Source organism: uncultured Demequina sp. (genome assembly GCF_913055775.1).
Lineage (GTDB): Bacteria > Actinomycetota > Actinomycetes > Actinomycetales > Demequinaceae > Demequina.
Map to the genome: position 1 here is coordinate 1 of NZ_CAJXJX010000036.1, position 21,994 is coordinate 21,994.

The 21,994-nt window shown below is 70.8% G+C and carries 21 protein-coding genes; 18 read left to right on the top strand and 3 right to left on the bottom strand.

Translation table 11 applies throughout. The annotated features are described in order from the left end of the window. The first annotated feature begins 183 nt into the window (after positions 1-183). Positions 184-693 carry a hypothetical protein gene (locus tag QZ483_RS05315; RefSeq protein WP_297081947.1) on the top strand — a complete coding sequence of 170 codons (510 nt, stop codon included), beginning with the start codon at positions 184-186 and terminating at the stop codon, positions 691-693. On the opposite strand, the gene QZ483_RS05320 is transcribed toward QZ483_RS05315, so the two are convergent. Next, entirely contained in the window at positions 678-1,184 is a 507-nt protein-coding gene (locus QZ483_RS05320; RefSeq protein WP_297081948.1) for a dihydrofolate reductase, read from the bottom strand. The two genes, QZ483_RS05315 and QZ483_RS05320, sit on opposite strands and share 16 nt — an antisense overlap. 4 nt (positions 1,185-1,188) lie before the next feature. After that, the gene (locus QZ483_RS05325; protein WP_297081949.1) at positions 1,189-1,992 is read right to left on the bottom strand and encodes a thymidylate synthase; all 804 of its coding nucleotides are present in this window, start codon (positions 1,990-1,992) and stop codon (positions 1,189-1,191) included. 121 nt (positions 1,993-2,113) lie between these two features. Here QZ483_RS05325 and QZ483_RS05330 point away from each other — a divergent pair, with 121 nt between their 5' ends. From QZ483_RS05330 to QZ483_RS05355, 6 genes are all read left to right on the top strand, one after another. Beyond that, the gene (locus tag QZ483_RS05330) at positions 2,114-2,662 is read left to right on the top strand and encodes a hypothetical protein (RefSeq protein WP_297081950.1); all 549 of its coding nucleotides are present in this window, start codon (positions 2,114-2,116) and stop codon (positions 2,660-2,662) included. Between the two features lie 49 nt (positions 2,663-2,711). Next, complete coding sequence (locus QZ483_RS05335; protein WP_297081951.1) at positions 2,712-3,050, top strand: cupin domain-containing protein; 339 nt, start codon at positions 2,712-2,714, stop codon at positions 3,048-3,050. 173 nt (positions 3,051-3,223) lie between these two features. Continuing rightward, positions 3,224-4,117, top strand: coding sequence for a 4-hydroxy-tetrahydrodipicolinate synthase (dapA, locus tag QZ483_RS05340; RefSeq protein WP_297081952.1), 894 nt, complete (start codon positions 3,224-3,226; stop codon positions 4,115-4,117). A gap of 7 nt (positions 4,118-4,124) precedes the next feature. Continuing rightward, positions 4,125-5,807 carry a ribonuclease J gene (locus QZ483_RS05345; protein WP_297081953.1) on the top strand — a complete coding sequence of 561 codons (1,683 nt, stop codon included), beginning with the start codon at positions 4,125-4,127 and terminating at the stop codon, positions 5,805-5,807. Between the two features lie 175 nt (positions 5,808-5,982). Continuing rightward, positions 5,983-8,502 carry a DNA translocase FtsK gene (locus QZ483_RS05350; protein ID WP_297081966.1) on the top strand — a complete coding sequence of 840 codons (2,520 nt, stop codon included), beginning with the start codon at positions 5,983-5,985 and terminating at the stop codon, positions 8,500-8,502. Beyond that, on the top strand, positions 8,487-10,760 hold the full coding sequence (locus tag QZ483_RS05355) for a bifunctional diguanylate cyclase/phosphodiesterase (RefSeq protein WP_297081954.1): 2,274 nt from the start codon (positions 8,487-8,489) through the stop codon (positions 10,758-10,760). Before QZ483_RS05350 ends, QZ483_RS05355 begins: the two co-directional genes overlap by 16 nt. 56 nt (positions 10,761-10,816) lie before the next feature. Here QZ483_RS05355 and QZ483_RS05360 read toward each other — a convergent pair whose 3' ends face one another. Then, positions 10,817-12,190 carry a CapA family protein gene (locus QZ483_RS05360; RefSeq protein WP_297081955.1) on the bottom strand — a complete coding sequence of 458 codons (1,374 nt, stop codon included), beginning with the start codon at positions 12,188-12,190 and terminating at the stop codon, positions 10,817-10,819. A 49-nt stretch (positions 12,191-12,239) separates the two neighbouring features. Between QZ483_RS05360 and pgsA the strand changes: the two genes are divergently transcribed. From pgsA to QZ483_RS05415, 11 genes are all read left to right on the top strand, one after another. After that, positions 12,240-12,848 carry a CDP-diacylglycerol--glycerol-3-phosphate 3-phosphatidyltransferase gene (pgsA, locus tag QZ483_RS05365; RefSeq protein ID WP_297081956.1) on the top strand — a complete coding sequence of 203 codons (609 nt, stop codon included), beginning with the start codon at positions 12,240-12,242 and terminating at the stop codon, positions 12,846-12,848. After that, on the top strand, positions 12,835-13,329 hold the full coding sequence (locus QZ483_RS05370; protein ID WP_297081957.1) for a CinA family protein: 495 nt from the start codon (positions 12,835-12,837) through the stop codon (positions 13,327-13,329). The genes pgsA and QZ483_RS05370 overlap by 14 nt, the downstream gene beginning before the upstream one ends. Before the next feature lie 101 nt (positions 13,330-13,430). Beyond that, positions 13,431-13,742 (top strand): helix-turn-helix domain-containing protein, encoded by a 312-nt coding sequence (locus QZ483_RS05375; RefSeq protein WP_297081958.1) that lies wholly within the window; start codon positions 13,431-13,433, stop codon positions 13,740-13,742. Next, positions 13,742-13,975 carry a DUF3046 domain-containing protein gene (locus tag QZ483_RS05380; protein ID WP_297081959.1) on the top strand — a complete coding sequence of 78 codons (234 nt, stop codon included), beginning with the start codon at positions 13,742-13,744 and terminating at the stop codon, positions 13,973-13,975. Before QZ483_RS05375 ends, QZ483_RS05380 begins: the two co-directional genes overlap by 1 nt. A gap of 184 nt (positions 13,976-14,159) precedes the next feature. Next, positions 14,160-15,269, top strand: coding sequence for a recombinase RecA (gene recA, locus QZ483_RS05385; RefSeq protein ID WP_297081960.1), 1,110 nt, complete (start codon positions 14,160-14,162; stop codon positions 15,267-15,269). A 13-nt stretch (positions 15,270-15,282) separates the two neighbouring features. Beyond that, complete coding sequence (locus QZ483_RS05390; protein WP_297081961.1) at positions 15,283-15,801, top strand: regulatory protein RecX; 519 nt, start codon at positions 15,283-15,285, stop codon at positions 15,799-15,801. Positions 15,802-15,830: 29 nt separating this feature from the next. Further along, positions 15,831-17,291 carry a ribonuclease Y gene (gene rny / locus QZ483_RS05395; protein ID WP_297081962.1) on the top strand — a complete coding sequence of 487 codons (1,461 nt, stop codon included), beginning with the start codon at positions 15,831-15,833 and terminating at the stop codon, positions 17,289-17,291. 2 nt (positions 17,292-17,293) lie between these two features. Next, positions 17,294-18,892 (top strand): tRNA (N6-isopentenyl adenosine(37)-C2)-methylthiotransferase MiaB, encoded by a 1,599-nt coding sequence (gene miaB / locus QZ483_RS05400; protein WP_297081963.1) that lies wholly within the window; start codon positions 17,294-17,296, stop codon positions 18,890-18,892. Between the two features lie 76 nt (positions 18,893-18,968). After that, positions 18,969-19,895, top strand: a complete 927-nt coding sequence (gene miaA / locus QZ483_RS05405; protein ID WP_297081967.1) for a tRNA (adenosine(37)-N6)-dimethylallyltransferase MiaA — start codon at positions 18,969-18,971, stop codon at positions 19,893-19,895. Positions 19,896-19,914: 19 nt separating this feature from the next. Further along, positions 19,915-20,808 carry a diaminopimelate epimerase gene (dapF, locus tag QZ483_RS05410; protein WP_297081964.1) on the top strand — a complete coding sequence of 298 codons (894 nt, stop codon included), beginning with the start codon at positions 19,915-19,917 and terminating at the stop codon, positions 20,806-20,808. Between the two features lie 13 nt (positions 20,809-20,821). Then, a partial coding sequence (locus tag QZ483_RS05415; protein WP_297081965.1) for a site-2 protease family protein occupies positions 20,822-21,994 on the top strand: 1,173 nt, incomplete at its 3' end.

A 21,994-nucleotide genomic window follows, 5' to 3' on the forward strand; every position in this document is an offset into this window, starting at 1 on the left:
GTCCTTGGTGCCCCTGCTCATGGGCCTCACGGGCGCGGCGCTCCTCACGGCGTTGGCCGTCTGGCTCCCCCTCCGCATGGGCGTCCGGCGCATCCGCAGGCTGGAGGCCTGAGGGGTGACAGCGCCCTGCTGCTCGGGCATATTCAGGGCGCCCGTTTCATCCTTCTTCGCAGAGTCAGGACGATGCTCGACCTGGTACCCGGCGGCTATCTCTTCACGCATCTGATCTTCTGGACCGTGATCGCTCTGGTCGCCGTCGGCACCAACGCCGTCGCGATCTTGCTGGTGGGTGGTTTCACCTTCGTCGTCACCGGCGTCGTCCCCACGTACCAGGTCGCCGAGGGGCAACACCGGGTGACGACGTCGTTGGCCGCGGTCATCGCACTGGCGGCCATGGTAGTCGGCGCGCCGCTGCTCCACGGACTGCGGCTCGAACTGGATCCACTCCATGTAGCGGCGCAGGTGCTCCGTGTTGTGTCCCACCACGGCCACGAGCGCCTCCGCGTCCGACTCGACGTAGCGGCGCAGCACCAGGCGATTCGTCTCGATGCGGTGAGGGACGCGATACGCCATGCCGTCATCCTGCCACCGACGGAGCGTGCGCGCTGTGAGGTCTTCAGTGTCCGGATCGCGCGATTCTGGGCACTGAGGACCTCGTGGGAGGCAGGTGGCCGCGCTCAGCGCCGCGCGTAGGTCAGGAAGCGGTAGCGCAGCCCGCTCGTCGAGGTCTCCCATGGGCCGGCATCGATGAGCTCCCATTGCGCCGGGTCCAGGACCGGCGCGTAGGTGTCGCCGTCGACTTCGAGATCGATCTCCGTGACGACCGCCTCGTCCACGGCCTCCAGCGCGGCGCCGTAGACCCGTCCGCCGCCGATGACCCAGACGTTGCCATCCTCCGAGAGCCGAGCCGCCGTCTCCAGAGCGGAGGAGAGCGAGCCCACCACCGCATCGGCCCCCTCCAGGGACTCCGCCGAGGTGACGACCACGTTGACCCGGCCCGGCAGGGGCCGGAAGCGATCGGGGAAGGACTCCCACGTGCGCCGGCCCATGACGACCGCGCCGCCGCGGGTCTGGGACGAGAAGTGCTTGAGGTCCTCGGGCAGATGCCAGGGCATGTCGCCGGCGGCGCCGATGACGGGCCGGCCAGCGTGATCGCGCGCCTGAGCCCAGATCGCCCTCAGCATCGAGTTAGACCGCGACCGGGGCCTTGATGCCCGGGTGGTGCTGATAGTTCTCGATCACGACATCGTCGATGTCGTAGTCGAACAGCGAGTCCTTCGCCGGCAGCTTCAGCGTGGGGTACGGGTAGGGGTCGCGGCTCAGCTGCAGCTCGACCTGCTCGAGGTGGTTGGAGTAGATGTGGCAGTCGCCGCCGGTCCACACGAAGTCGCCCACCGCGAGATCCGTCTGCGCGGCGATCATGTGGGTGAGCAGCGCGTAGGACGCGATGTTGAACGGCACGCCCAGGAACAGGTCCGCGCTGCGCTGGTACAGCTGGCACGAGAGCTTGCCGTCGGCGACGTAGAACTGGAACAGCGCGTGGCACGGCGGCAGCGCCATCTCGTCCACGAGCGCGGGATTCCAGGCACTCACGATGTGGCGGCGCGAGTCGGGCTTGGTGCGGATCGAGTCGATGACGTTCGCGATCTGGTCCACGTGGCCGCCGCCGGGAGCGGGCCACGACCGCCACTGGTAGCCGTACACGGGACCGAGGTCGCCGTCGTCGTCCGCCCACTCGTCCCAGATGGAGATCCCGCGCTCCTGCAGCCACCGCACGTTGGTGTCGCCGCGCAGGAACCACAGCAGCTCGCCCACGACGGAGCGCACGTGCACGCGCTTGGTGGTGATCAGCGGGAAGCCCTGCGACAGATCGAAGCGCAGCTGCCGGCCGAACACCGACAGCGTCCCGGTGCCCGTGCGGTCGTCCTTGCGCGTGCCGGTCGCGAGCACGTCGCGCAGGAGGTCTTCGTACGGCGTGGGGATCGTGGGCATGCGGACAGCGTACGCCTGGCCGCGGCGCGGCGGCGCGAGACGGGCCGATGCCGTGAAGACCGGGCCGATGCGCCACACTAGGCTCGGCAGGAGTTCAGCGGAGTGCAGGGGAGAGTGCAGCGTGAGCGAGACCGGCAAGGGGTCCGAGGAGATCAAGGTCACCGAGGAGCCGCGGCGCACCGGCATCCGGGTGACGGCCGCCGTGACCGTCGTCGCGCTCGCGATCGGGGTGTTCGGCGGGTGGGTGATCTCGGCGGCCTCGAACGACCGTGCCGACGGCGACCTGTGGGTCATCGCCGCGCAGGGCGCCACCGTGACCTCGGACTCGATCACGCTCATCGATCCCTCGTCCGTGGTCGTGGGTCTCACGATCGATGGCGAGCGCGGCGCTTCGGAGGCGCCCATCTCGAAGGTGGTCCAGCAGTGGGACGCGGTCTTCGGCGACACCACCCCTCGCGCGATCCTGGTCGGCACCGATGCGGGTGGCACCCACTCGGTCATCGTCGAGCTGTCCGAACCCGAGGCCAGCGTGGACGCGATCACGTTCCCCGCGGTCGGCATCGACGGCGAGGCGATCCCGGCCTTCGAGGCGACCGAGGCGACGCTCGTCGTGGACGGCTCGGGAGAGCTGAGCGCGACCGACGTCGACAGCATCGTCGCGGCGGGCTGACCCGGGCGCATCTCGCGCGCTCCGCTCCGCATCGGGGCATGATGGCGCCATGGCCATCGTGGACCTGGCGGACCTCATCGACGAGCAGCTCGCGCTCGCCTATGACGCCGCGAGCGGACGCGCCTCGGTCACCCTGGCGGGGGACCACGACCACGACCTGCGTCAGACGCTGATCGCGATCGCCGGCGGGAACAGCCTCCACGAGCACGACAGCCCCGGCGAGGCGACGCTCCAGGTGCTGCGCGGCGAGGTGACCTTCCGCGCGGGCGATCGCGAGCTCGCGATGGGCGCGGGCGACTACCTGGTGATCCCGCCAGCCCGGCACGGCCTCGAGGCCGTCACCGATGCCGCCGTGCTGCTCACGGTGGCGACCCGCGGCGAGAGGTGAGGCGGGCGCGACCCTGCCGCGCGCATCGGCCCTCCTGGCGGTCGATTCTCACTCATCAACGCCCTTACACGAGCGAAATGGATCCATTTCGCTCGGTTAGGGGCTTGGGCGAGTGAGAATCGACCGCGGGGATCGCGGGGGAGCGAGGGGCCTGGTCGCGGTAGGTTAGGGCCATGACGACCTCGCGCCCGTTCGGCACCGTGCTGACCGCCATGGTCACGCCACTTCGCGAGGACGGCGAGATCGACTTCGACGCCGCCGCCAGGCTCGCGAAGCACCTGGTCGCGCACGGTTCCGACGGCCTGGTGCTGTCGGGCACCACGGGCGAGGCGCCCACCACGCACGCGCCCGAGAAGGTGGACCTCATCCACGCCGTGCGCGAGGCCGTGGGCGCTGACGTCACGCTCATCACGGGCGCCGGGTCGAACGACACGGCTCACGCGATCCGCATGGCGGAGCAGGGCGCGGAGGCCGGCGTCGACGGCATCCTGGGCCTGGTGCCGTACTACTCGAAGCCCTCGCAGAAGGGCATCGTCGCGCACCTCACCGCGGTCGCGAACGCCTCGGACCTGCCGGTGATGCTCTATGACATCCCCGGCCGGACCGGCGTCGCGCTCACAGACGAGTCCTTCGACGCGCTCGCGGAGCTCGACACCATCGTCGCCAACAAGGACGCGACGGGCGGCGTCGAAGCCGCGAAGGATCGCATCGCCCGCACGGGTCTCGCCTGGTACTCGGGCGATGACCCCCTCACTCTCGACTTTCTGCGCGCCGGCGCGGTGGGCGTGGTCTCCGTATCCGCCCACGTGGCCGGTGAGCGCATCGCGGCGATGATCGCCGCGCACGACGCTGGCGACACCGCCGGCGCCCAGGCGCTCCACGACGGGCTGCTGCCCGTCCACGACGCCATCTTCAACGGCCCCGGGGCCGCGAACGCGAAGGCGGCCATGCAGCTGCTGGGCGTCATCCCGGGGCGACACATGCGTCTGCCGCTCCTGCCGCTCGACGACGACGAGTACGCCTCGCTCGCGTCCGCGCTCAGTGCAGCGGGGGTCGCCCTTCCCTAGGAGCCCTGTGAACTTCCACCCCGAGTTGACCGAACCGAAGCCGCTGCTGCCCGGCACCCTGCGCATCGTCCCCCTGGGAGGACTCGGCGAGGTGGGCCGCAACATGGCGGTCTTCGAGATCGACGGCCGCCTGCTCATCGTCGACTGCGGCGTGCTGTTCCCCGAGGACCACCAGCCGGGCGTTGACCTGATCCTGCCGGACTTCAGCTACATCGAGGACCGGATGGACGACGTCGAGGCCATCGTCCTCACGCACGGTCACGAGGACCACATCGGCGCCGTGCCGTACCTGCTGCGGCTTCGCGAGGACATCCCGATCATCGGCTCTCAGCTCACCTTGGCCTTCATCGAGGCCAAGCTCAAGGAGCACCGGATGAAGCCCATCACCCTGGCGGTGAAGGAGGGGCAGCAGGAGCAGCTGGGGAAGTTCGGCCTCGAGTTCGTGGCCGTCAACCACTCGATTCCGGACGCTCTCGCGGTGTTCATCACCACGGACGCCGGCACCGTGCTTCACACGGGCGACTTCAAGATGGACCAGCTGCCGCTCGACGGCCGCATCACCGACCTGCGTGCTTTCGCCAAGCTGGGCGAGCGCGGTGTGGACCTGTTCATGACGGACTCGACCAATGCGGAGGCGCCGGGCTTCACGGCCTCCGAGGTCGAGATCACCCCCGTGCTGGACCAGATGTTCGCGCAGGCCGAGGGGCGGCTCGTGGTCGCGTCCTTCTCCAGCCATGTGCACCGCGTCCAGCAGGTCATCAACGCCGCGCACGCGCACGGCCGCCGCGTCGCGTTCGTGGGCCGCTCGATGGTGCGCAACATGAACATCGCCGCGGAGATGGGCTACCTGGACGTTCCCGCGAACATCCTGGTGGACGCGCGCAAGGCGGACGACATGCCGCCCGAGAAGGTCGTCTACATGTGCACCGGCTCGCAGGGCGAACCCATGGCCGCGCTGAGTCGGATCGCGAGCCTCGACCACAAGCTCAGGGTCGGTCCCGGCGACATGGTGATCCTCGCGTCGTCGCTGATCCCCGGCAACGAGAACGCCGTGTTCCGCGTCATCAACGGGCTGATGCGCCTGGGCGCCACGGTGGTCCACCAGGGCAGCGCGCGCGTGCACGTCTCCGGCCACGCAAGCGCCGGCGAGCTGCTGTACTGCTACAACATCGTCAAGCCCAAGAACGTGATGCCCGTCCATGGCGAGGTACGTCACCTGCTCGCCAACGGCAAGCTCGCGATGAAGACCGGCGTTCCGCAGAAGAACGTCGTGTTCGCGGAGAACGGCGTCGTGGTCGACATGAAGGACGGCCGCGCGCAGGTCGTGGGCGCGGTCGAGACCCACAATGTGTACGTCGACGGATCCTCGGTGGGCGAGATCACGGACACCGAGCTGAAGGACAGGCGCATCCTGTCGGAGGAGGGCTTCGTCTCCGTGTTCGCGGTCATCGACTCCTCGAACGGCAAGGTCGTGTCCGGGCCGGAGGTCCACGCGCGGGGTCTCGCGGAGGACGACTCGGTGTTCGATGCCGTCCTGCCGAACATCAAGCAGGCGCTCGAGGAAGCCTCCCGCACCGGCTCGACCGACCAGCACCAGCTGCAGCAGGTGATGCGCCGGGTTCTGGGCCGCTACGTGGGCACCAAGCTGCGTCGCCGCCCCATGATCATCCCGATCGTCATCGAGTCGTAATCGCTCGAAAGGGCCGGTGCGCGGGGTGGCATCCGTGCATCGGGCCGATGCGCGGGTAGCGTCCGGTGGCATGGCTCAGTCACGTTCTACGGGCACGCGTCCGAAGGCGCCTGCATCGCGGTCGAAGGCGCCCCAGAAGAAGCAGCCCCCGGCCGCCCTGCGCGGTGCCGCCGCGATGGGCAGGGGCGTCTCCGGCGCGGTGGGCGGCGGTGTGCGCCGCATCGGCAGCGGCGCCAAGGAGGTCAGCCCCGAGGTCCGTCGCGATGGGCTCGCCATCTCCCTGATCATCGTCGCGATCATCATCGCCGCGCGCGAGTGGTGGGGCCTCGAGTCCTGGGCGGGAACCGCGATCCACTGGGCGGCGGCCGGGCTGGTCGGCAAACTTGCCCTGATCATGCCGATCGCGCTCCTGGGCGCGGCCATCCGACTGTTCCGCGCCCCGGGCGAGGAGCAGGCCAATCACCGCATGACGTTCGGGGGACTGCTGCTGGTCCTGGCGGTCGACGGACTCCTCCACATCCAGGCCGGCCAGCCGTCACCCGGCGCTGGAGCGCAGGGCATCCAGGAGGCAGGAGGCATCCTGGGCTTCGCGATCGGCACGCCGCTCGCGTGGGCGCTGTCGACGCCGCTCGCGGTCGTGGTGCTGATCCTGCTGGGACTCCTGGCGGTCCTCATCATCATCGGCATGTCGCTGCGCGAGCTCATCGCCCGCGCGAAGATGCAGTTTGGCGGCGCGAACGGCCGCCACATCGACGACGAGCTCGATCTGCCCGAGCATGGGACGCTCGAGCGCGCCGATGCGGGGGCGCGGAAGCCGCGCAAGAAGCGCAGCTTCCTGGGGCGCGCCCGCTCGGACGATGCCCCCCGAGACGCCGAGCTCGACGCGTACGAGGCGGACGAGGCCTTCGCCTCCGCGACCAGCATCGAGCGCACGGAGTTCGACGACATCATCGACCCGGCCGGCGCATCGGCCCCCAGCGCGGCGACCCCCATGGACGGCACCGAGCTGCTGCCCACCTCCACCGGGCCCGTGTCGCCGTACGAGCCGGCGGGCGAGGACGTCGACACCGCGGCGATGGAGACGGCCGATGCGGCGGGCGACAGGCTGCCCCCGCCCACCACGAGCATCGTCCCGTCGGGCGAGCAGGGCGAGCTCGAGAACTCCACGCCGTACGTTTTGCCGTCGATGGAGGTGCTCGCGAAGGGCGCGCCGCACAAGACCCGCTCGGCCGCGAATGACCGCGTGGTGGACGCCCTCAAGGGCGTGCTCGAGGACTTCGGCGTGAACGCGGAGGTCACGGGCTTCACTCGTGGCCCGACCGTCACCCGCTACGAGGTCGAGCTGGGCCAGGGCGTCAAGGTCGAGAAGATCACGCAGCTGTCCAAGAACATCGCCTACGCGGTCGCGAGCCCGGACGTGCGCATCCTGTCGCCCATCCCGGGCAAATCCGCGATCGGCATCGAGATCCCGAACATCGACCGCGAGACGGTGTCGCTCGGGGACGTGCTGCGCTCCCAGGCGGCGATCAAGAACGACCACCCCATGGCGATCGGGATCGGCAAGGACGTCGAGGGCGGGTTCGTGCTCGCGAACCTCGCGAAGATGCCCCACCTGCTGGTCGCGGGAGCCACGGGCGCCGGAAAGTCGTCCTTCGTGAACTCGATGATCACGTCGATCCTCATGCGCGCCACGCCCGACGAGGTCCGCATGGTTCTCGTGGACCCCAAGCGCGTCGAGCTGTCGATCTACGAGGGCATCCCGCACCTCATCACCCCCATCATCACCGATCCCAAGAAGGCCGCGCAGGCGCTCGAGTGGGTCGTGAAGGAGATGGACGTCAGGTACGACGACCTCGCGATGTTCGGCTACAAGCACATCGACGACTTCAACAAGGCGGTGCGGGCAGGCAAGGTGAAGCCGCTGCCAGGCTCTGAGCGCAAGATCAAGACCTACCCGTACCTGCTCGTGATCGTCGACGAGCTCGCGGACCTGATGATGGTCGCCCCGCGCGACGTCGACGAGTCCATCCAGCGCATCACGCAGCTCGCGCGCGCGGCCGGCATCCACCTGGTGCTCGCGACGCAGCGACCCTCGGTCGACATCATCACGGGAACCATCAAGGCCAACGTGCCGTCGCGCCTCGCGTTCGCGACGTCGTCGCTTGCTGACTCCCGCGTGGTGCTCGACATGCCGGGTGCGGAGAAGCTCATCGGCCAGGGCGACGCGCTGTTCCTGCCGATGGGGGAGTCCAAGCCGATGCGCGTCCAGGGCTCGTGGGTGTCGGAGTCCGAGATCCACGCGGCCGTCGACCACGTGCGCGACCAGGCCAACCCGGTCTACCGCGAGGACGTCACAGTCGCGCAGTCGGGCGGCGCGGCGGTCGCGGAGGACATCGGCGACGACCTCGACGACCTCATCGCCGCGGCGGAGCTGGTGATCACGACCCAACTCGGCTCCACCTCGATGCTGCAGCGCAAGCTCAAGATGGGCTTCGCGAAGGCAGGACGGCTCATGGACCTTCTCGAGACTCGCGAGATCGTGGGGCCGTCGCAAGGATCGAAGGCTCGTGAGGTATTGGTCACTCCAGACGAACTTGCGGCCACCCTCGCTATTCTGCGAGGGGAGTCTCCGGCTACGGTGGAGTCTCCGGCTGTCGAGGACGAGGCTGAGGGAGAACCGTGGGTGAGCTCGTAGCGGCATTGGAGACACCTGCCGTTGCTGTGGGCGCGACCATCGCCGTCCTGGCCCTTGCCGGACTCGCGCTGCTCTCGTTCTGGCGCTCGTATCGCGCGCGCACGGCCCGAGACCAGATCCTCGCCCGCGAGAAGCGCCTGCGCCGGCAGTTCGACGCCGTGCTCTCGTCCGCCCGCGACGGCGTCATGATCGTCGCGGAGAACGACGAGATCGCTCTGCTGTCCGACGCGGCAGCCACCATCCTGGGCGTCACGCAGGCCGACGCCGTGGGAGTCCAGGTGGGCCGGCTCAACCTCCGGGCGCTGGACGATCAGCTGCGCCCCATCCTGGTGCGCGAGGCGCTGGGGCTGGGCACCACCGACGAGCGCCCCAGGATCGTGGGAGTGCCCGGGCGGCGCGGGGCGGAGGACGTGCGCTGGCTCGAGGTCAGCGCCCGGGCGCTCAGCGACGGCCCGGATGGCTCGCCGGTGACGGTCGTGACCATGATGGACACGTCGGGGCTGCGCGAGGCCGCAGAGGCCCTCAACCGGTCGGACGCGCAGTTCCGCAAGTCCATGGAGAACGCACCCGTGGGCATGGCGCTGGTCGACCTCGAGTGGCGCCTCATGGAGGTCAACCGCGCGTTCGCGGAGATGATGGGCTCGACCGTCTCGGTGCTGCGCGGCACGCCGTTCTCCGCGCTGTCGCACCCGCAGGACCTGCACGCGGAGACGGATCAGCTGCGCCGCCTGTACGACGGCCACTCCAATCGCTTCAGCGTCGAGAAGCGCTACGTGCGGGCTGACGGCAACGTGGTGTGGGCGGTGCTCGACGTGGGCCTCGTGCGCTACGCCGGCGGCGCGCCGGATCACTATGTGGTCCAGGTGCGCGACTCGACGGACGACCGCATGCACTCGGAGCTCATGGCCCACCGCGCCATGCACGATCCCCTCACCGGACTCGCGAACCGCACCCTGCTGCAGGACGTGCTCCAGAAGGTGCTCGAGCAGCCGGATGCCGACCAGCGCGTGGGCGTCATCGCGGTCGACCTGGACGGCTTCAAGGGCCTCAACGACCGGTTCGGGCACGCGATGGGCGACAACGCGCTGGTGCACGTCGCCGGAGTGCTGCGCACGGCGACCGCGGGGCGCGGCACCGTCGCGCGCATCGGCGGCGACGAGTTCGTGATCGTGGTCCAGGACCCTGACGCGTCGAAGGCGCTGTTCGAGATCGCGAAGGCGGTCCACCAGGGGCTCAAGCGTCCCGTCCAGGTCAAGCGCCATCAGATCACGCTCCACGCATCGCTCGGCATCGCGATGGCGGACGAGGACACGATCGCGGGAGGCGCGCCCTCGCTGCTGAGCGCCGCCGATGCCGCGATGTACCGGGCCAAGTCCGCGGGCAAGAGCCGCACCGAGGTCTACGAGCCCTCGATGCGCACGACCACCGACGCCCAGTCGTCGCTGGCCCGCGACCTGGCTGAGGCGATCGAGGCGCGCCAGCTGGTGCTGCACTACCAGCCCATCCTCGAGCTCTCGACGCGCACGATCGTGGGCTACGAGGCGCTCGTCCGGTGGCAGCACCCCACGCGCGGCCTGCTGCTGCCGCAGAGCTTCCTGCCGCTCATCGAGGACAAGAACCTGTCCGTCGCGCTGGGCACGGCGCTGGTCGATCAGGCCGCGGAGTTCCTTGCGCACGGCCAGTCCTCGAGCACCTGGGTGTCGCTCAACGTCTCGGCGGACCAGCTGGGCGACTCGGAGTTCGCGGATCGCGTGCTGAGCGCGATCGGGCGCTATCACCTCACGCCTCAGCGGCTCGTGGTCGAGCTCACCGAGGCGTCCCTGGTCGCCCCCAACACGCGCATCCGCCACGAGCTCACCGAGCTGCGCAACGCCGGCGTGCCCATCCTGCTGGACGACTTCGGCACCGGTGTGTCGCCGCTGAGCTACCTGCGCGACCTGCCCGTGTCCGGCGTGAAGCTCGACATGTCCTTCGTCGCGGGCATCCCCGAGGACCCGGCCGGCGCGCGCGTGTCGCGCGCCCTGGGGGCGCTCGCGCGCGAGCTGGGCCTGGCCACCATCGCGGAAGGCATCGAGACCGAGGCGCAGGCGGAGTTCCTCTCGCACTGCGGGTGGCGCTACGGCCAGGGCTGGCTGTTCGGCGTCGCTCAGCCCGCGAGCGCCGTCAACGAGTCGCACCCCGAGTTTACGATGAGCCTCATCGATCCGCGGCCGCAGGAGCACGACAACCCGCTGTCCCTCGACGACCGCATGGTCTGACGGCCGCTGCCGTACGTGTGGCGGACGCACGGCGCCCGCGCGGTTGCGGTGTCTGCCTAGCCGTCGCCCTGCGGCGCCTGCCACCAGCGCAGCGAAGCATAGGCCGCATCGGCCAGTGCCTCGGGCGGCGTGGTGCGCTCGGGCGCCTCGTCGCCCACCGCATCGGCCACCCGCTGCCAGCGTGCCTGCGCCTCGGCCGCGGAGATGCGCGCGCTGCCGGTGTCGAGGATGTCGCGCAGCACGTGCATCGTGTGACTGTCGAGCCGGTCCACGGTGACGGCGGTCCACTCGACGCCCACGTCGACGGCTCCCTCGGGATCCACCGTGATCGTGGACGTCAGGATGTAGCCCGCGTTGGTCGCGGCGACGCAGCACTGAGTGTCCTGGTTCGACAGGAAGTTGCCATGGCCGTACGCGGCCCACATGCCGTCGCCGTTCACGCCGCCGGAGACCCGCTCGATGGGCTGGGGCACGTGGGCGTGATGGCCGATGTAGAGGTCGACCAGGCCCGACGCGCCGATCTGCTCGACGATGCTGCGCTGCGCATCGGACGGCGCGACCCGGTACTCCACGCAGCAGTGCACCGACGCCACGACCACGTCCGCGCCCTCGTCGCGTGCCCGCTGTGCGGCGTCGAGGATGGGCTGGACGTCCGCGGCGTCGGCGTCGAAGGTGTCGACCGCCCACGGCATCCCGTCGGGCTTGGGCAGTCCGTTGAGCCCGTATGTCAACGAGATCGAGGCGACCTCGATGGTGCGGTTGCCCTGGCGCACCGAGTAGGTCTGGGTGGCAAGCGACTCCTGCTCGCTGCGCGCCATGCCGGAGTGACCGAGGCGCACCTCGTCGAACGCGTCGAGCGTGGCCTCGAGTCCCGCGTAGCGCCGGTCCATCGAGTGGTTGGATGCGGTCGAGCAGCCGTCCCAGCCCTCGTCGTCGAGGGCCTGCACGAGCGCCGCCGGCGCGCCGAAGACCGGGTAGCCCGAGGGCTGCGTGCCCGCCGGCGCCACGGGAACCTCGAGGTGGCACACCGCGAGATCCGCGCCCTCCACGTAGTCGCGGACGCCTGCCATGAGCGGGGCGAAGTCGTACTCGCCGTCGCCGACGCGCAGCGCCGAGTTGAGCACGGGCCCGTGCGTCAGCACGTCACCTCCCGTGACGAGCGTGAAGACCACGTCGGGATCGGGATCGGGCTCGGTCGCCGTGGGGGCGCTGGAGGGCTCGGGAGCCGATGCGGTGGGAGCGGGAGCCGATGCGCCGGGCGTCGCCGACGCGGACGTGGCGACGGCGGGCGCGCCCTCGGCTCCCTCGCCGCCCCCGGCGCCGAGCGCCCACGCCGCGGCGACCGCCGCGATGGCCGCGGCGGCAGCGATGCCGGCGAACCTGGCGACGGGCCGATACGCGCTGGCGTGGGCGGGCGCACGAGAGGGCATGGCGGCCATTATCGCGGATCCAGGGCCGTGCCCCCGCTAGGGTGAACGGGTGAGTGCAGCCCTCCCCAACCTGCTGACCGCCGCCCGGCTGGTCGCCGTTCCGATCGTGGTGTGGCTGCTGCTCGCCGACGGCGGCGACGACGGCGCGATGCGGTGGTGGGCGGTCGGGCTGTTCATGGTCGCCGCCGCGACCGACTATCTCGATGGCTACCTGGCGCGACGCTGGGGCGTCGTGTCCTCGTTCGGCAAGCTCGCGGACCCGATCGCGGACAAGGCCCTGGTGCTCGGAGCCCTCGCGTGCCTGGTGTGGGTGGACGGCGTCCCGTGGTGGCCGCTCGCGGTGCTCGTGGTGCGCGAGGTGGGCGTCACCCTGGGCAGGCTGGCCGTCGCGAGCGACACCGTCATCGCCGCGTCGCGCGGCGGCAAGCTCAAGACCCTGCTGCAGCTGGCCGCGATCTGGTTCTACCTGCTGCCCGGCGGGCCGGAGTGGCTCGACACGCTCGCGTGGTGGACCCTTGTCGCCGCGGTCGTGGTGGCCGTGGTGACCGGTGTCGACTACGCGCGGAGCATCGTCGCGGCGGTCAGGCGCCAGCGGGAGGGTGCGGGTCCCGAGCCCACCGACCACGATGCGTCGCGGGGAGCCGATGGCGCGCGGTGAGGCCGTGGCGGCCGACGTCGTGGACGCGGCACGGTTCGCCGGGCTGACGGTCGCGTGCGGCGAGTCGCTCACGGGCGGCGCGGTGTGCGATGCGCTGGTCTCGGTGCCCGGGGCCTCCGACGTGGTCCGCGGCGGCGTGGTCGCCTACCACCGGGACCTGAAGTCGCGCGTCCTCGGGGTCGAGCCAGGACTGATCGACGAGCATGGAGTCGTGTCCGAGCCCGTGGCGCGAGCGATGGCGGACGGAGTGCGGCACGTGATGGGGGCGACGCTCGGAGTCGGCACCACGGGCGTGGCGGGCCCGGAGGCTCATGACGGGGTCGCGCCCGGGACCGCGTGCGTGGCCGTCGTGGGTCTGGACGTCGCCTGGTCGCGGACCATCCGCGTCGAGGGCTCCCGGGACGCCGTGAGGGATGCGGCGGTCGCGGCGGCGCTGGCCGGCCTGCACGAGGCGATCACTCGATCTTCCGCTCACCGCTGAACCCCGACGGCGCCGGGATCGTGGACCCCGGGAACACGACTGGGGTACTCTGCGTTAGACCTGACGTGACTAGCGTGAATGCCATCCGGGGGAGGAACCGCATGCCTGTGCTGCGCAACGAGATCGGCGATGTCCTCCGCGATGCCCGCCTGACGCAGGGCAAGACGCTGCGGGACATCTCCTCGGGCGCGCGCGTGTCCCTCGGTTACCTCTCTGAGGTCGAGCGGGGCCAGAAGGAGGCGTCCTCGGAGCTGCTGGCCTCGATCTGCGACGCTCTCGACGTCCCGATGTCCGCGATCCTGCGCGAGGTCTCCGACCGCTTCGAGACCGCCGAGGAGCTCGACGCCGTCCAGGTCATGGCCACGATCCCGGACACCGTTCCCGAGCTGCTGGCCGAGGCCCGCGCCCGCTAGTGCGCCACAGCGAGTTCTGGTCGCTGATCGACGACGTCTTCGGAGAGGCCTACTCGGCCACCCTGGCGCGCGAGCTGGCACTCGATGCCCTCGACAGCCGCACGTGCCGCGAGGCTCTCGACGAGGGCGTCGCGCCGCGCGACGTGTGGCACGCGCTGTGCGAGCAGATGGACGTGCCGCAGGAGCGTCGTGACGGGGGAGTGCGCGAGCGCATGATCCCGCCGCCGCGGTGACCGCGACACGCCGGGCGCCCGCCTTCCCTTCGAACATGCGTTCGATTACTGTGGTCACAGGACGGTGCACGACGCCGGCCCTCCACAGCTGAGGGCACCACGTCGCGCCGATGTCAGAGGCGCGTCATAGCGTCGTTCATGGAATCACAGGCACGGCATCAAGCCGATGACGATGGGAAGCGACATGGCACAGGCGGCAGACCGCTCGAAGGCGCTGGAGGCAGCGCTCGGGCAGATCGATCGACAGTTCGGCAAGGGCTCGGCAATGCGTCTGGGCGAGCAGAAGAGGGTGGCCGTCGAGGCGATCCCCACGGGATCGATCTCCCTCGACATCGCGCTCGGCATCGGCGGGCTTCCGCGTGGCCGCATCGTCGAGATCTACGGTCCCGAGTCCTCCGGTAAGACCACGGTCGCGCTCCACGCCGTGGCCAACGCCCAGCGTGCGGGAGGCACGGCGGCGTTCGTCGATGCGGAGCACGCTCTCGACCCCGAGTATGCGAAGAAGCTCGGCGTCGACACGGACAACCTCATCGTGTCGCAGCCCGACACCGGCGAGCAGGCTCTCGAGATCGCGGACATCCTCGTGCGCTCGGGTGGCGTCGACATCCTCGTGATCGACTCGGTCGCGGCCCTGGTGCCCAAGGCGGAGATCGAGGGCGAGATGGGCGACAGCCACGTGGGACTACAGGCCCGACTGATGTCGCAGGCGCTGCGCAAGATCACCGGTGCACTCAACACGACCGGCACCACGGCTATCTTCATCAACCAGCTGCGCGAGAAGATCGGCGTGTTCTTCGGCTCGCCCGAGACCACCACGGGCGGCAAGGCGCTCAAGTTCTACTCGTCGGTGCGGCTCGACGTCCGGCGCATCGAGACGCTCAAGGAGGGCACCGACCCCGTCGGCAACCGCACCCGCGTCAAGGTGGTCAAGAACAAGATGGCACCGCCGTTCAAGCAGGCGGAGTTCGACATCCTCTACGGCCAGGGCATCTCGAAGGAGGGCGGCATCATCGACCTCGGCGTCGAGCACGGCTTCGTGAAGAAGTCGGGCGCTTGGTACACGTACGAGGGCGACCAGCTGGGCCAGGGCAAGGAGAACGCGCGCACGTTCCTCAAGGACAACCCGGAGCTCGCCACCGAGATCGAGCAGAAGGTCAAGACCAAGCTCGGCATCGGCGTCCCGTTGGGCGAGGAGGACCAGTCGCCGGCGATCGGGGCCGAGGACCAGGTCGACGTGAGCGCGACGGCTCAGCGCCGGAAGGGCTCGGGAGCCAAGGAGAGCGCGACGTTCTGACGTCGCGATGAGAATGTCCCCGCGTGCTCGGTCGGGCTCTGCCACCACGACTCCGGCGGATCCTGCCGAGCACGCGCGGGAGATCGCGCTGAGGCTCCTCACGCACTCGGCGCGGTCGTCTGCGCAGCTCCGCGAGGGTCTCGTCTCGCGCGACGTCGATCCCGAGGTCGCGGACGAGGTGATCGCGCGCTACCGCGAGGTGGGACTGCTGGACGACGCCGCGTTGTCGGCGTCCATCGTGCGCACCCGACATCGGGAGCGAGGCCGGTCGCGGCGGGCCATCGAGCAGGAGCTGCGGCGCAAGGGCTTCGAGGCGGGCCATATCGAGGACGCCCTCGACCAGATCTCGTCGGACGACGAGCGGGACGCGGCACGAATCCTCGCCGCCAAGCGTTGGGAGTCCCTGGAGGGTCTCGAGGACCAGGTGAAGGTGCGCCGGGTCGTCGGGATGCTCGGCCGCCGGGGCTACGGTCCCAGCCTCGCCTACGGGCTTGTGCAGGAGCTCCAACGTGCCGATAGATCAGGTACGTAGCATGTCTTGAAGCGACGAGGAGTACGGCAGTGACCCAGTTGATCGCCACGGTCGCGACCCTCGTCCTGCTGCTGGCGTCCGCGCTCGTCGTGCACTTCGCGAGGCGCGAGGCGGCGGAGATCCGCCGGTCCACCAGCGAGGAGACCCGCGGCATCCGCGAGGAGGCGCGCGACCTCCTGTCCGAGGCGCAGCGCCGCGAGGAGCGCGTCGCCCAGCGCGAGCGCGACCTCGCTGCCGACCAGCGCGCCTCCCAGCAGTTCTCGCGCGCTCTCGAGGAGCGGGCGACCGTCGTGGCCCGCGACGAGAAGCGCCTGAGTGCGACGCGCGATGAGCAGAGCAGGCGCGAGGAGGCCGCCTTGGCGGCGATCGCCGAGCTCACTCCCGCGGAGGCGAGGGAGCGCCTCATCCGCGAGCAGACCACGGCCGCCAAGGAGCTCGCCAGGTCCGAGGTGCGCCGGATCGAGAAGGCGACCATGGCCGAGGCCGAGCGCCGCGCGCGCGAGGTGCTCGTGGGCGCCATGCAACGCCAGACGGGCGTCGTGGTCTCCGAGGCGTCGACCACGTGGATCGAACTGCCCAGCGAGGAGATGAAGGGCCGCATCATCGGTCGCGAGGGGCGCAACATCCGCGCGTTCGAGGCGCTCACGGGCGTGAACGTCATGGTCGAGGAGGGCATGAACGCCGTCCAGCTGTCCAGCTTCGACGTCGAGCGCCGGGAGATCGCCGAGGTGACGCTGCGGGACCTGATCGAGGACGGCCGGATCCAGCCCCAGCGCGTCGAGGCGGCCTACGCTCGCGCGGTCGCGGGCGTGGAGCGCCGTCACGCGGACGCCGGCCTCGACGCCATCGAGGAGGCCGGGGTCATGGGCTTCCCCGAGGAGATCGTCGCGACGCTCGGCCGTCTGCGCCTGCGGTCCTCGTACGGTCAGAACGTCCTCGCACACCTGGTCGAGACTGCGCGCCTCGCCGCGGACATCGCGCGCGACATCGGCGCGGACGTCGATCTGGCGCGCCGCGGGGCGTTCCTGCACGACATCGGGAAGGCCTTCACCCACGACCGTGAGGGCACGCATGCCTCGCTCGGCGCGTCGTTCGCCCACGAGCACGGCGAGTCCGCGACCATCGTCAACGCCATCGCGGCGCATCACGACGAGGTGCCGCAGGACACCCTCGAGGCGGTCATCGTGCAGGTCGCGGACGCCCTATCAGCCTCCCGCCCCGGCGCGCGCCGCGAGGACGCGGACGGCTACGTCGAGCGCATGGCGAGCCTCGAGGACATCGTCGCCTCCCACGAGGGCGTGTCGAAGGTCGTCGCCATGGCAGCCGGACGCGAGGTGCGCGTCGTGGTCGAGCCCGACGCCATCGACGACGACGGCACGCGAGAGCTGGCGCGTACAATTGCGGAGCACATCAGCAAGGACTTCAGCTTCGCTGGAGAGATCAAGGTGACCGTGATCCGAGAACTTCGCGCGGACGCCGTCGCAGGGTAGGCATGACAGACACCGCACTCGCACCCACGTATCTGGTGAAGACGCTCGGGTGCCAGATGAACGTGCACGACTCCGAGCACATGGCCGGCCTCCTCGAGGGCGCCGGATATGCGGCGGCTCCCGCGGGCGCGGACGTCGCCGATGTCGTCGTGATCAACACGTGCGCGGTCCGCGAGAACGCCGCGACCCGCCTGTACGGCAACCTGGGCCAGTTGGCCTCCGTGAAGGCCCAGCGGCCGGGCATGCAGATCGCGGTGGGCGGCTGCCTCGCGCAGAAGGATCGCGGGGAGATCATCGAAAAGGCCCCGTGGGTCGACGTCGTCTTCGGCACCCACAACCTCGACGTGCTGCCCGCCCTGCTCGACCGCGCGCGCCACAACGCCGAGGCCCAGGTCGAGATCGAGGAGTCGCTGCAGGTCTTCCCCTCGACCCTGCCGAGCCGCCGTGACGCGATCGCGAGCGGATGGGTATCAATCTCGGTCGGGTGCAACAACACCTGCACGTTCTGCATCGTGCCGAGCCTGCGCGGCAAGGAGCGCGACCGCCGCCCTGGCGAGATCCTCGCCGAGGTCGAGGCGCTCGTGTCGCAGGGCGTCGTGGAGATCACGCTGCTCGGCCAGAACGTGAACTCGTACGGCGTCGAGTTCGGCGACCGCGGCGCCTTCGCGAAGCTTCTGCGGGCGTGTGGAGAGATCGAGGGCCTCGAGCGCGTGCGCTTCACCTCGCCTCATCCGGCGGCTTTCACCGACGACGTCATCGAGGCGATGGCGCACACGCCCAACGTCATGCCCAGTCTTCACATGCCGCTGCAGTCCGGCTCGGATGCGGTGCTGCGTGCGATGCGCCGCTCGTACCGCTCCGCGAAGTTCCTCGGCATCCTCGACAAGGTGCGCGCCGCGATGCCGGACGCCGCCATCACGACGGACATCATCGTGGGCTTCCCCGGCGAGACCGACGAGGACTTCGAGGACACCCTGCGCGTGGTCGAGCAGTCGCGCTTCTCGAGCGCCTTCACCTTCCAGTACTCGCCCCGCCCGGGCACGCCGTCGTACGAGCTGCCCGAGATCCCCGCAGCCGTCATGAAGGAGCGCTACGCGCGCCTGCACGCGCTCCAGGAGCGCATCTCGCTCGAGGAGAACCAGGCCCTCGTGGGCCGCACGGTCGAGCTCCTCGTGCTCGACAGCGAGGGCAAGGACGCCGGTGGCCGCAAGGACACCGAGCGCTCCCGCATGTCGGGCAGGTCTCCCGACAACCGACTGGTGCACTTCGGCGTCCCGGAGGGATCCGACCGCCCACGCCCGGGGGACCTCGTCACCGTCGAGGTGACGCGCGCGGCGCCCCACTTCCTGATCGCCGACAGTGGCACGGACGGCGGCGCCTACAGCGTGCGGCCCACCCGGGCGGGCGACGCCTGGGATGGCGTGCAGGCCGGCGACCACGACCACGCTTCCGGCGGCTGCGGCACCTCGTGCGGCACCGGCGCCCCTGCCGGGGGACCGGTCAGCCTCGGCCTGCCCGGCCTCCGGCCGGCCGCGCCCAGCTCGGCCGCGCCCAGCACGCCCGTACCTAGCACGCCCGCCCCCAGTGCGACCCTCGCCTGAGGCGAGCGTGACCCCTCGCCCGGCCGCCGCATCGGCCCGCAGCAGTGCTCGTGGGCACGCACACGCGCCCGCCGCGATCACGATCGTGGGCGCGACAGCGACGGGCAAGTCCGCCCTGTCGCTCGCGCTCGCCGAGCGGCTCGACGGCGAGGTGGTCAACGCGGACTCGATGCAGTTCTACCGAGGCATGGACATCGGCACCGCCAAGCTGCCGGTGGACGAGCGACGCGGGATCGCGCACCATCAGCTCGACACCCTCGACGTCACCGAGGACGCGGCGGTCGCGGCCTTCCAGCGCGACGCGCGGGCCGACATCGCCGCGATCCACGCGCGCGGGCGGCGTGCGGTGGTGGTGGGCGGGTCCGGCCTGTACGTGCGCGCGCTGCTGGACCGCTTCGAGTTCCCTCCCACCGACCCGGAGGTGCGTGCGCGCCTGGAGGCCCGCGCGGAGTCCGAGGGGCCGGGACTGCTGCACCGCGAGCTCGCCGCCGCCGACCCCGTCGCCGCCTCGCGCATTCCCGCTCAGAACGCCAAGCGCATCGTCCGGGCGCTCGAGGTGATCGAGCTGACCGGCCGGCCGTTCTCCGCGAGCCTCCCCACGCACGAGTACGAGATTCCCGCGGTGCAGATTGGCCTGCGGCTCGACTACGAGACGCTCGACGCGCGCATCGACGCGCGCGTGGACGCCATGTGGGCGGCGGGCCTGGTCGAGGAGGTGCGCGCCCTGGAGGAGCGGGGGCTGCGGGACGGAGTGACGGCGCGCCGTGCCGTCGGGTACGCCGAGACCCTCCGGCACCTCGACGGCGAGCTCACCGCCGCACAGACCCGCGAGACGATCGCGCAGAGCACGCGCAGGCTCGCGCGGCGCCAGGCGAAGTGGTTCCGTCCCGACGGCCGAGTGCGCTGGATCGAGGCGCCGCGTGACGCGGCGGACGTCGAGCGGGCGGCAGGCGACGCGATCGCCGCCTTCGGCGACGGCAGCGACGGCAGCGACGACGCGTGACCCAGGTAGCCTGGAGCGCATGACCACGCTGCGCTTCACCAAGGGACACGGGACGGAGAACGACTTCGTGCTGCTGTTCGACGAGAGCGGCGACGTCGACCTCACCCCCGAGCTGGTGCGGTACCTGTGCGACCGCCGCGCCGGGATCGGGGCCGACGGCGTCATCCGCGCGGTCCGCGCCGGAGCGTTGGCGGCGGGCGGCGGCCACGATGCGCGCACGTGGTTCATGGACTACTGGAACGCCGACGGCTCAACCTCGGAGATGTGCGGAAATGGGGCACGGGTGTTCGCCGCGTTCCTCGAGCGCGAGGCGGGCATGGAGCTCTCCGGCGGACTGACCATCGCTACCCGCGGGGGGCCTCGCACTCTCACCGCGCTGGGCGACGGCCGCTATGCCGTGGGCATGGGCGAGTTCAGCACCGGCGACGCGCGAGGCGGCTTCGATGCCGAGGTCGAGGCCGAGGGCCTCACGCCGGCGCGGCCGGCATTGTCCGTCGACGTGGGCAACCCGCATCGCGTCGTCGCACTGTCCTCCGTCGCCGAGCTCGACGCGCTGGACCTCACGCGAGCGCCCCGCGTCTCGCCGGCGCCGCCGGAAGGCGCGAATGTCGAGTTCGTGGTCACCCGCGGTGGCGAGGTCCGGGACGGCGTGGAGCGCGGGCGCGTGCGCATGCGCGTCCACGAGCGTGGTTCGGGGGAGACCCGGTCGTGCGGAACCGGCGCGTGCGCGGTCGCGATCGCGGTGCGCACGTGGGCGGGCGAGGACGCGCCCACCGTGTGGGACATCGAGGTGCCCGGCGGCATGGTCACGGTGCGGATCCTCGGCTCGCGGACGGTTCTCGAGGGACCCGCGGTGCTCGTCGCCGACGGCGAGGTCGACGTCTCCCGCGTTCTCACCGCGGCGCCCGCCTGACTGCGGATTCGCGGTGCACCCGATCGATCCCGCGCCCGACGGGCGCCTGCGCCTCCACCCCGAGAGCGCCGCGGACCTGCGCGCCTGGCTCGCGGCCCACGGCGAGACGCACGATGGCGCGTGGATCGTGACCTGGAAGGCCGCAGCGGCGCGCGCCGAATTGACGTACGACGAGCTGGTGCGAGCGTGCCTGTGCTTCGGCTGGGTCGATGGCCAGGCCGGCAAGGTCGACGAGCACCGCATGATGCGCTGGTGCTCGCCGCGCAAGCCCGGGTCGGGGTGGGCCGCCACCAACAAGGCGCGGGTCGCCGAGCTCGAGGAGGCGGGTCTCATGGAGCCCGCGGGGCGCGCCGTCATCGAGCGTGCGCAGGCGGACGGCTCGTGGACCCTGCTGGACAGTGTCGAGGCGCTGATCGTGCCCGAGGACCTCGCCGCCGCGCTCGACGCTCGCGCCGGTGCGCGCGAGCACTGGGACGCGTTCCCGCCCTCGGCGCAGAAGTTCGCTCTCGCTCAGGTGGCGCTGGCCAAGCGCGAGGCGACGCGCGCGGCGCATGACGCCGGCGCCGTTGGCGCTGCGCTCAAGGCCTTTGCCGCGAAGGGGGCCGACCTCGTGGTGGCCTTTGGCGCCTCGGCCAGCGTCGATGCCGGCGACGTGGTGCCGGGCGGGGCGGCCGCGGCGGCCGGCCTCGAACCGGGGGACCGCGTCGTCGCGATGGACGGCCGACAGGTGAATAGCTTCGAAGCGTGGTCCGGCCTGATCCGGCAGCAGCCCGGCCGACGCGTGACGCTGACGGTCGAGCGCGCCGGGCAGGAGCTCGAGCTGCCGCTCGAGATCAATGCGGTCCTCGACGGCCGGACGACGATCGGGCAGATCGGCGTGTCGAGCACGGCCGAGGCGCCGGCCGAATGGGCCGGGCTCGTGGAACGCCTGCGCTCCGAGCAGCGCTACGGGGTGTTCGCCGCCGTTGCCGGCGGCGTCGAGAAGACATGGGAGATGTCGGCGCTGACCGTCCGGATGTTGGCCCGCATGGTTGTCGGCGACGTCTCGATGCGTAATATTTCGGGGCCGATCACGATAGCCACGTACGCGGGGGACACGGCTCAGGCGGGGTTCAGCGCATTTCTGGGGTTTCTTGCGATCGTCAGCATCAGCCTCGGAATACTGAACCTGCTGCCGATTCCGTTG

Coding starts and splice junctions, on each gene's coding strand:
- QZ483_RS05320 (WP_297081948.1), bottom strand. CDS start 1,184: ATGCTGAGGGCGATCTGGGCTCAGGCGCGCGATCACGCTGGCCGGCCC.
- QZ483_RS05325 (WP_297081949.1), bottom strand. CDS start 1,992: ATGCCCACGATCCCCACGCCGTACGAAGACCTCCTGCGCGACGTGCTC.
- recA (WP_297081960.1), top strand. CDS start 14,160: ATGGCACAGGCGGCAGACCGCTCGAAGGCGCTGGAGGCAGCGCTCGGG.
- QZ483_RS05350 (WP_297081966.1), top strand. CDS start 5,983: ATGGGCAGGGGCGTCTCCGGCGCGGTGGGCGGCGGTGTGCGCCGCATC.
- QZ483_RS05360 (WP_297081955.1), bottom strand. CDS start 12,190: ATGCCCTCTCGTGCGCCCGCCCACGCCAGCGCGTATCGGCCCGTCGCC.
- QZ483_RS05375 (WP_297081958.1), top strand. CDS start 13,431: ATGCCTGTGCTGCGCAACGAGATCGGCGATGTCCTCCGCGATGCCCGC.
- miaB (WP_297081963.1), top strand. CDS start 17,294: ATGACAGACACCGCACTCGCACCCACGTATCTGGTGAAGACGCTCGGG.
- dapF (WP_297081964.1), top strand. CDS start 19,915: ATGACCACGCTGCGCTTCACCAAGGGACACGGGACGGAGAACGACTTC.
- QZ483_RS05370 (WP_297081957.1), top strand. CDS start 12,835: ATGGCGCGCGGTGAGGCCGTGGCGGCCGACGTCGTGGACGCGGCACGG.
- QZ483_RS05315 (WP_297081947.1), top strand. CDS start 184: ATGCTCGACCTGGTACCCGGCGGCTATCTCTTCACGCATCTGATCTTC.
- QZ483_RS05390 (WP_297081961.1), top strand. CDS start 15,283: ATGTCCCCGCGTGCTCGGTCGGGCTCTGCCACCACGACTCCGGCGGAT.
- dapA (WP_297081952.1), top strand. CDS start 3,224: ATGACGACCTCGCGCCCGTTCGGCACCGTGCTGACCGCCATGGTCACG.
- QZ483_RS05335 (WP_297081951.1), top strand. CDS start 2,712: ATGGCCATCGTGGACCTGGCGGACCTCATCGACGAGCAGCTCGCGCTC.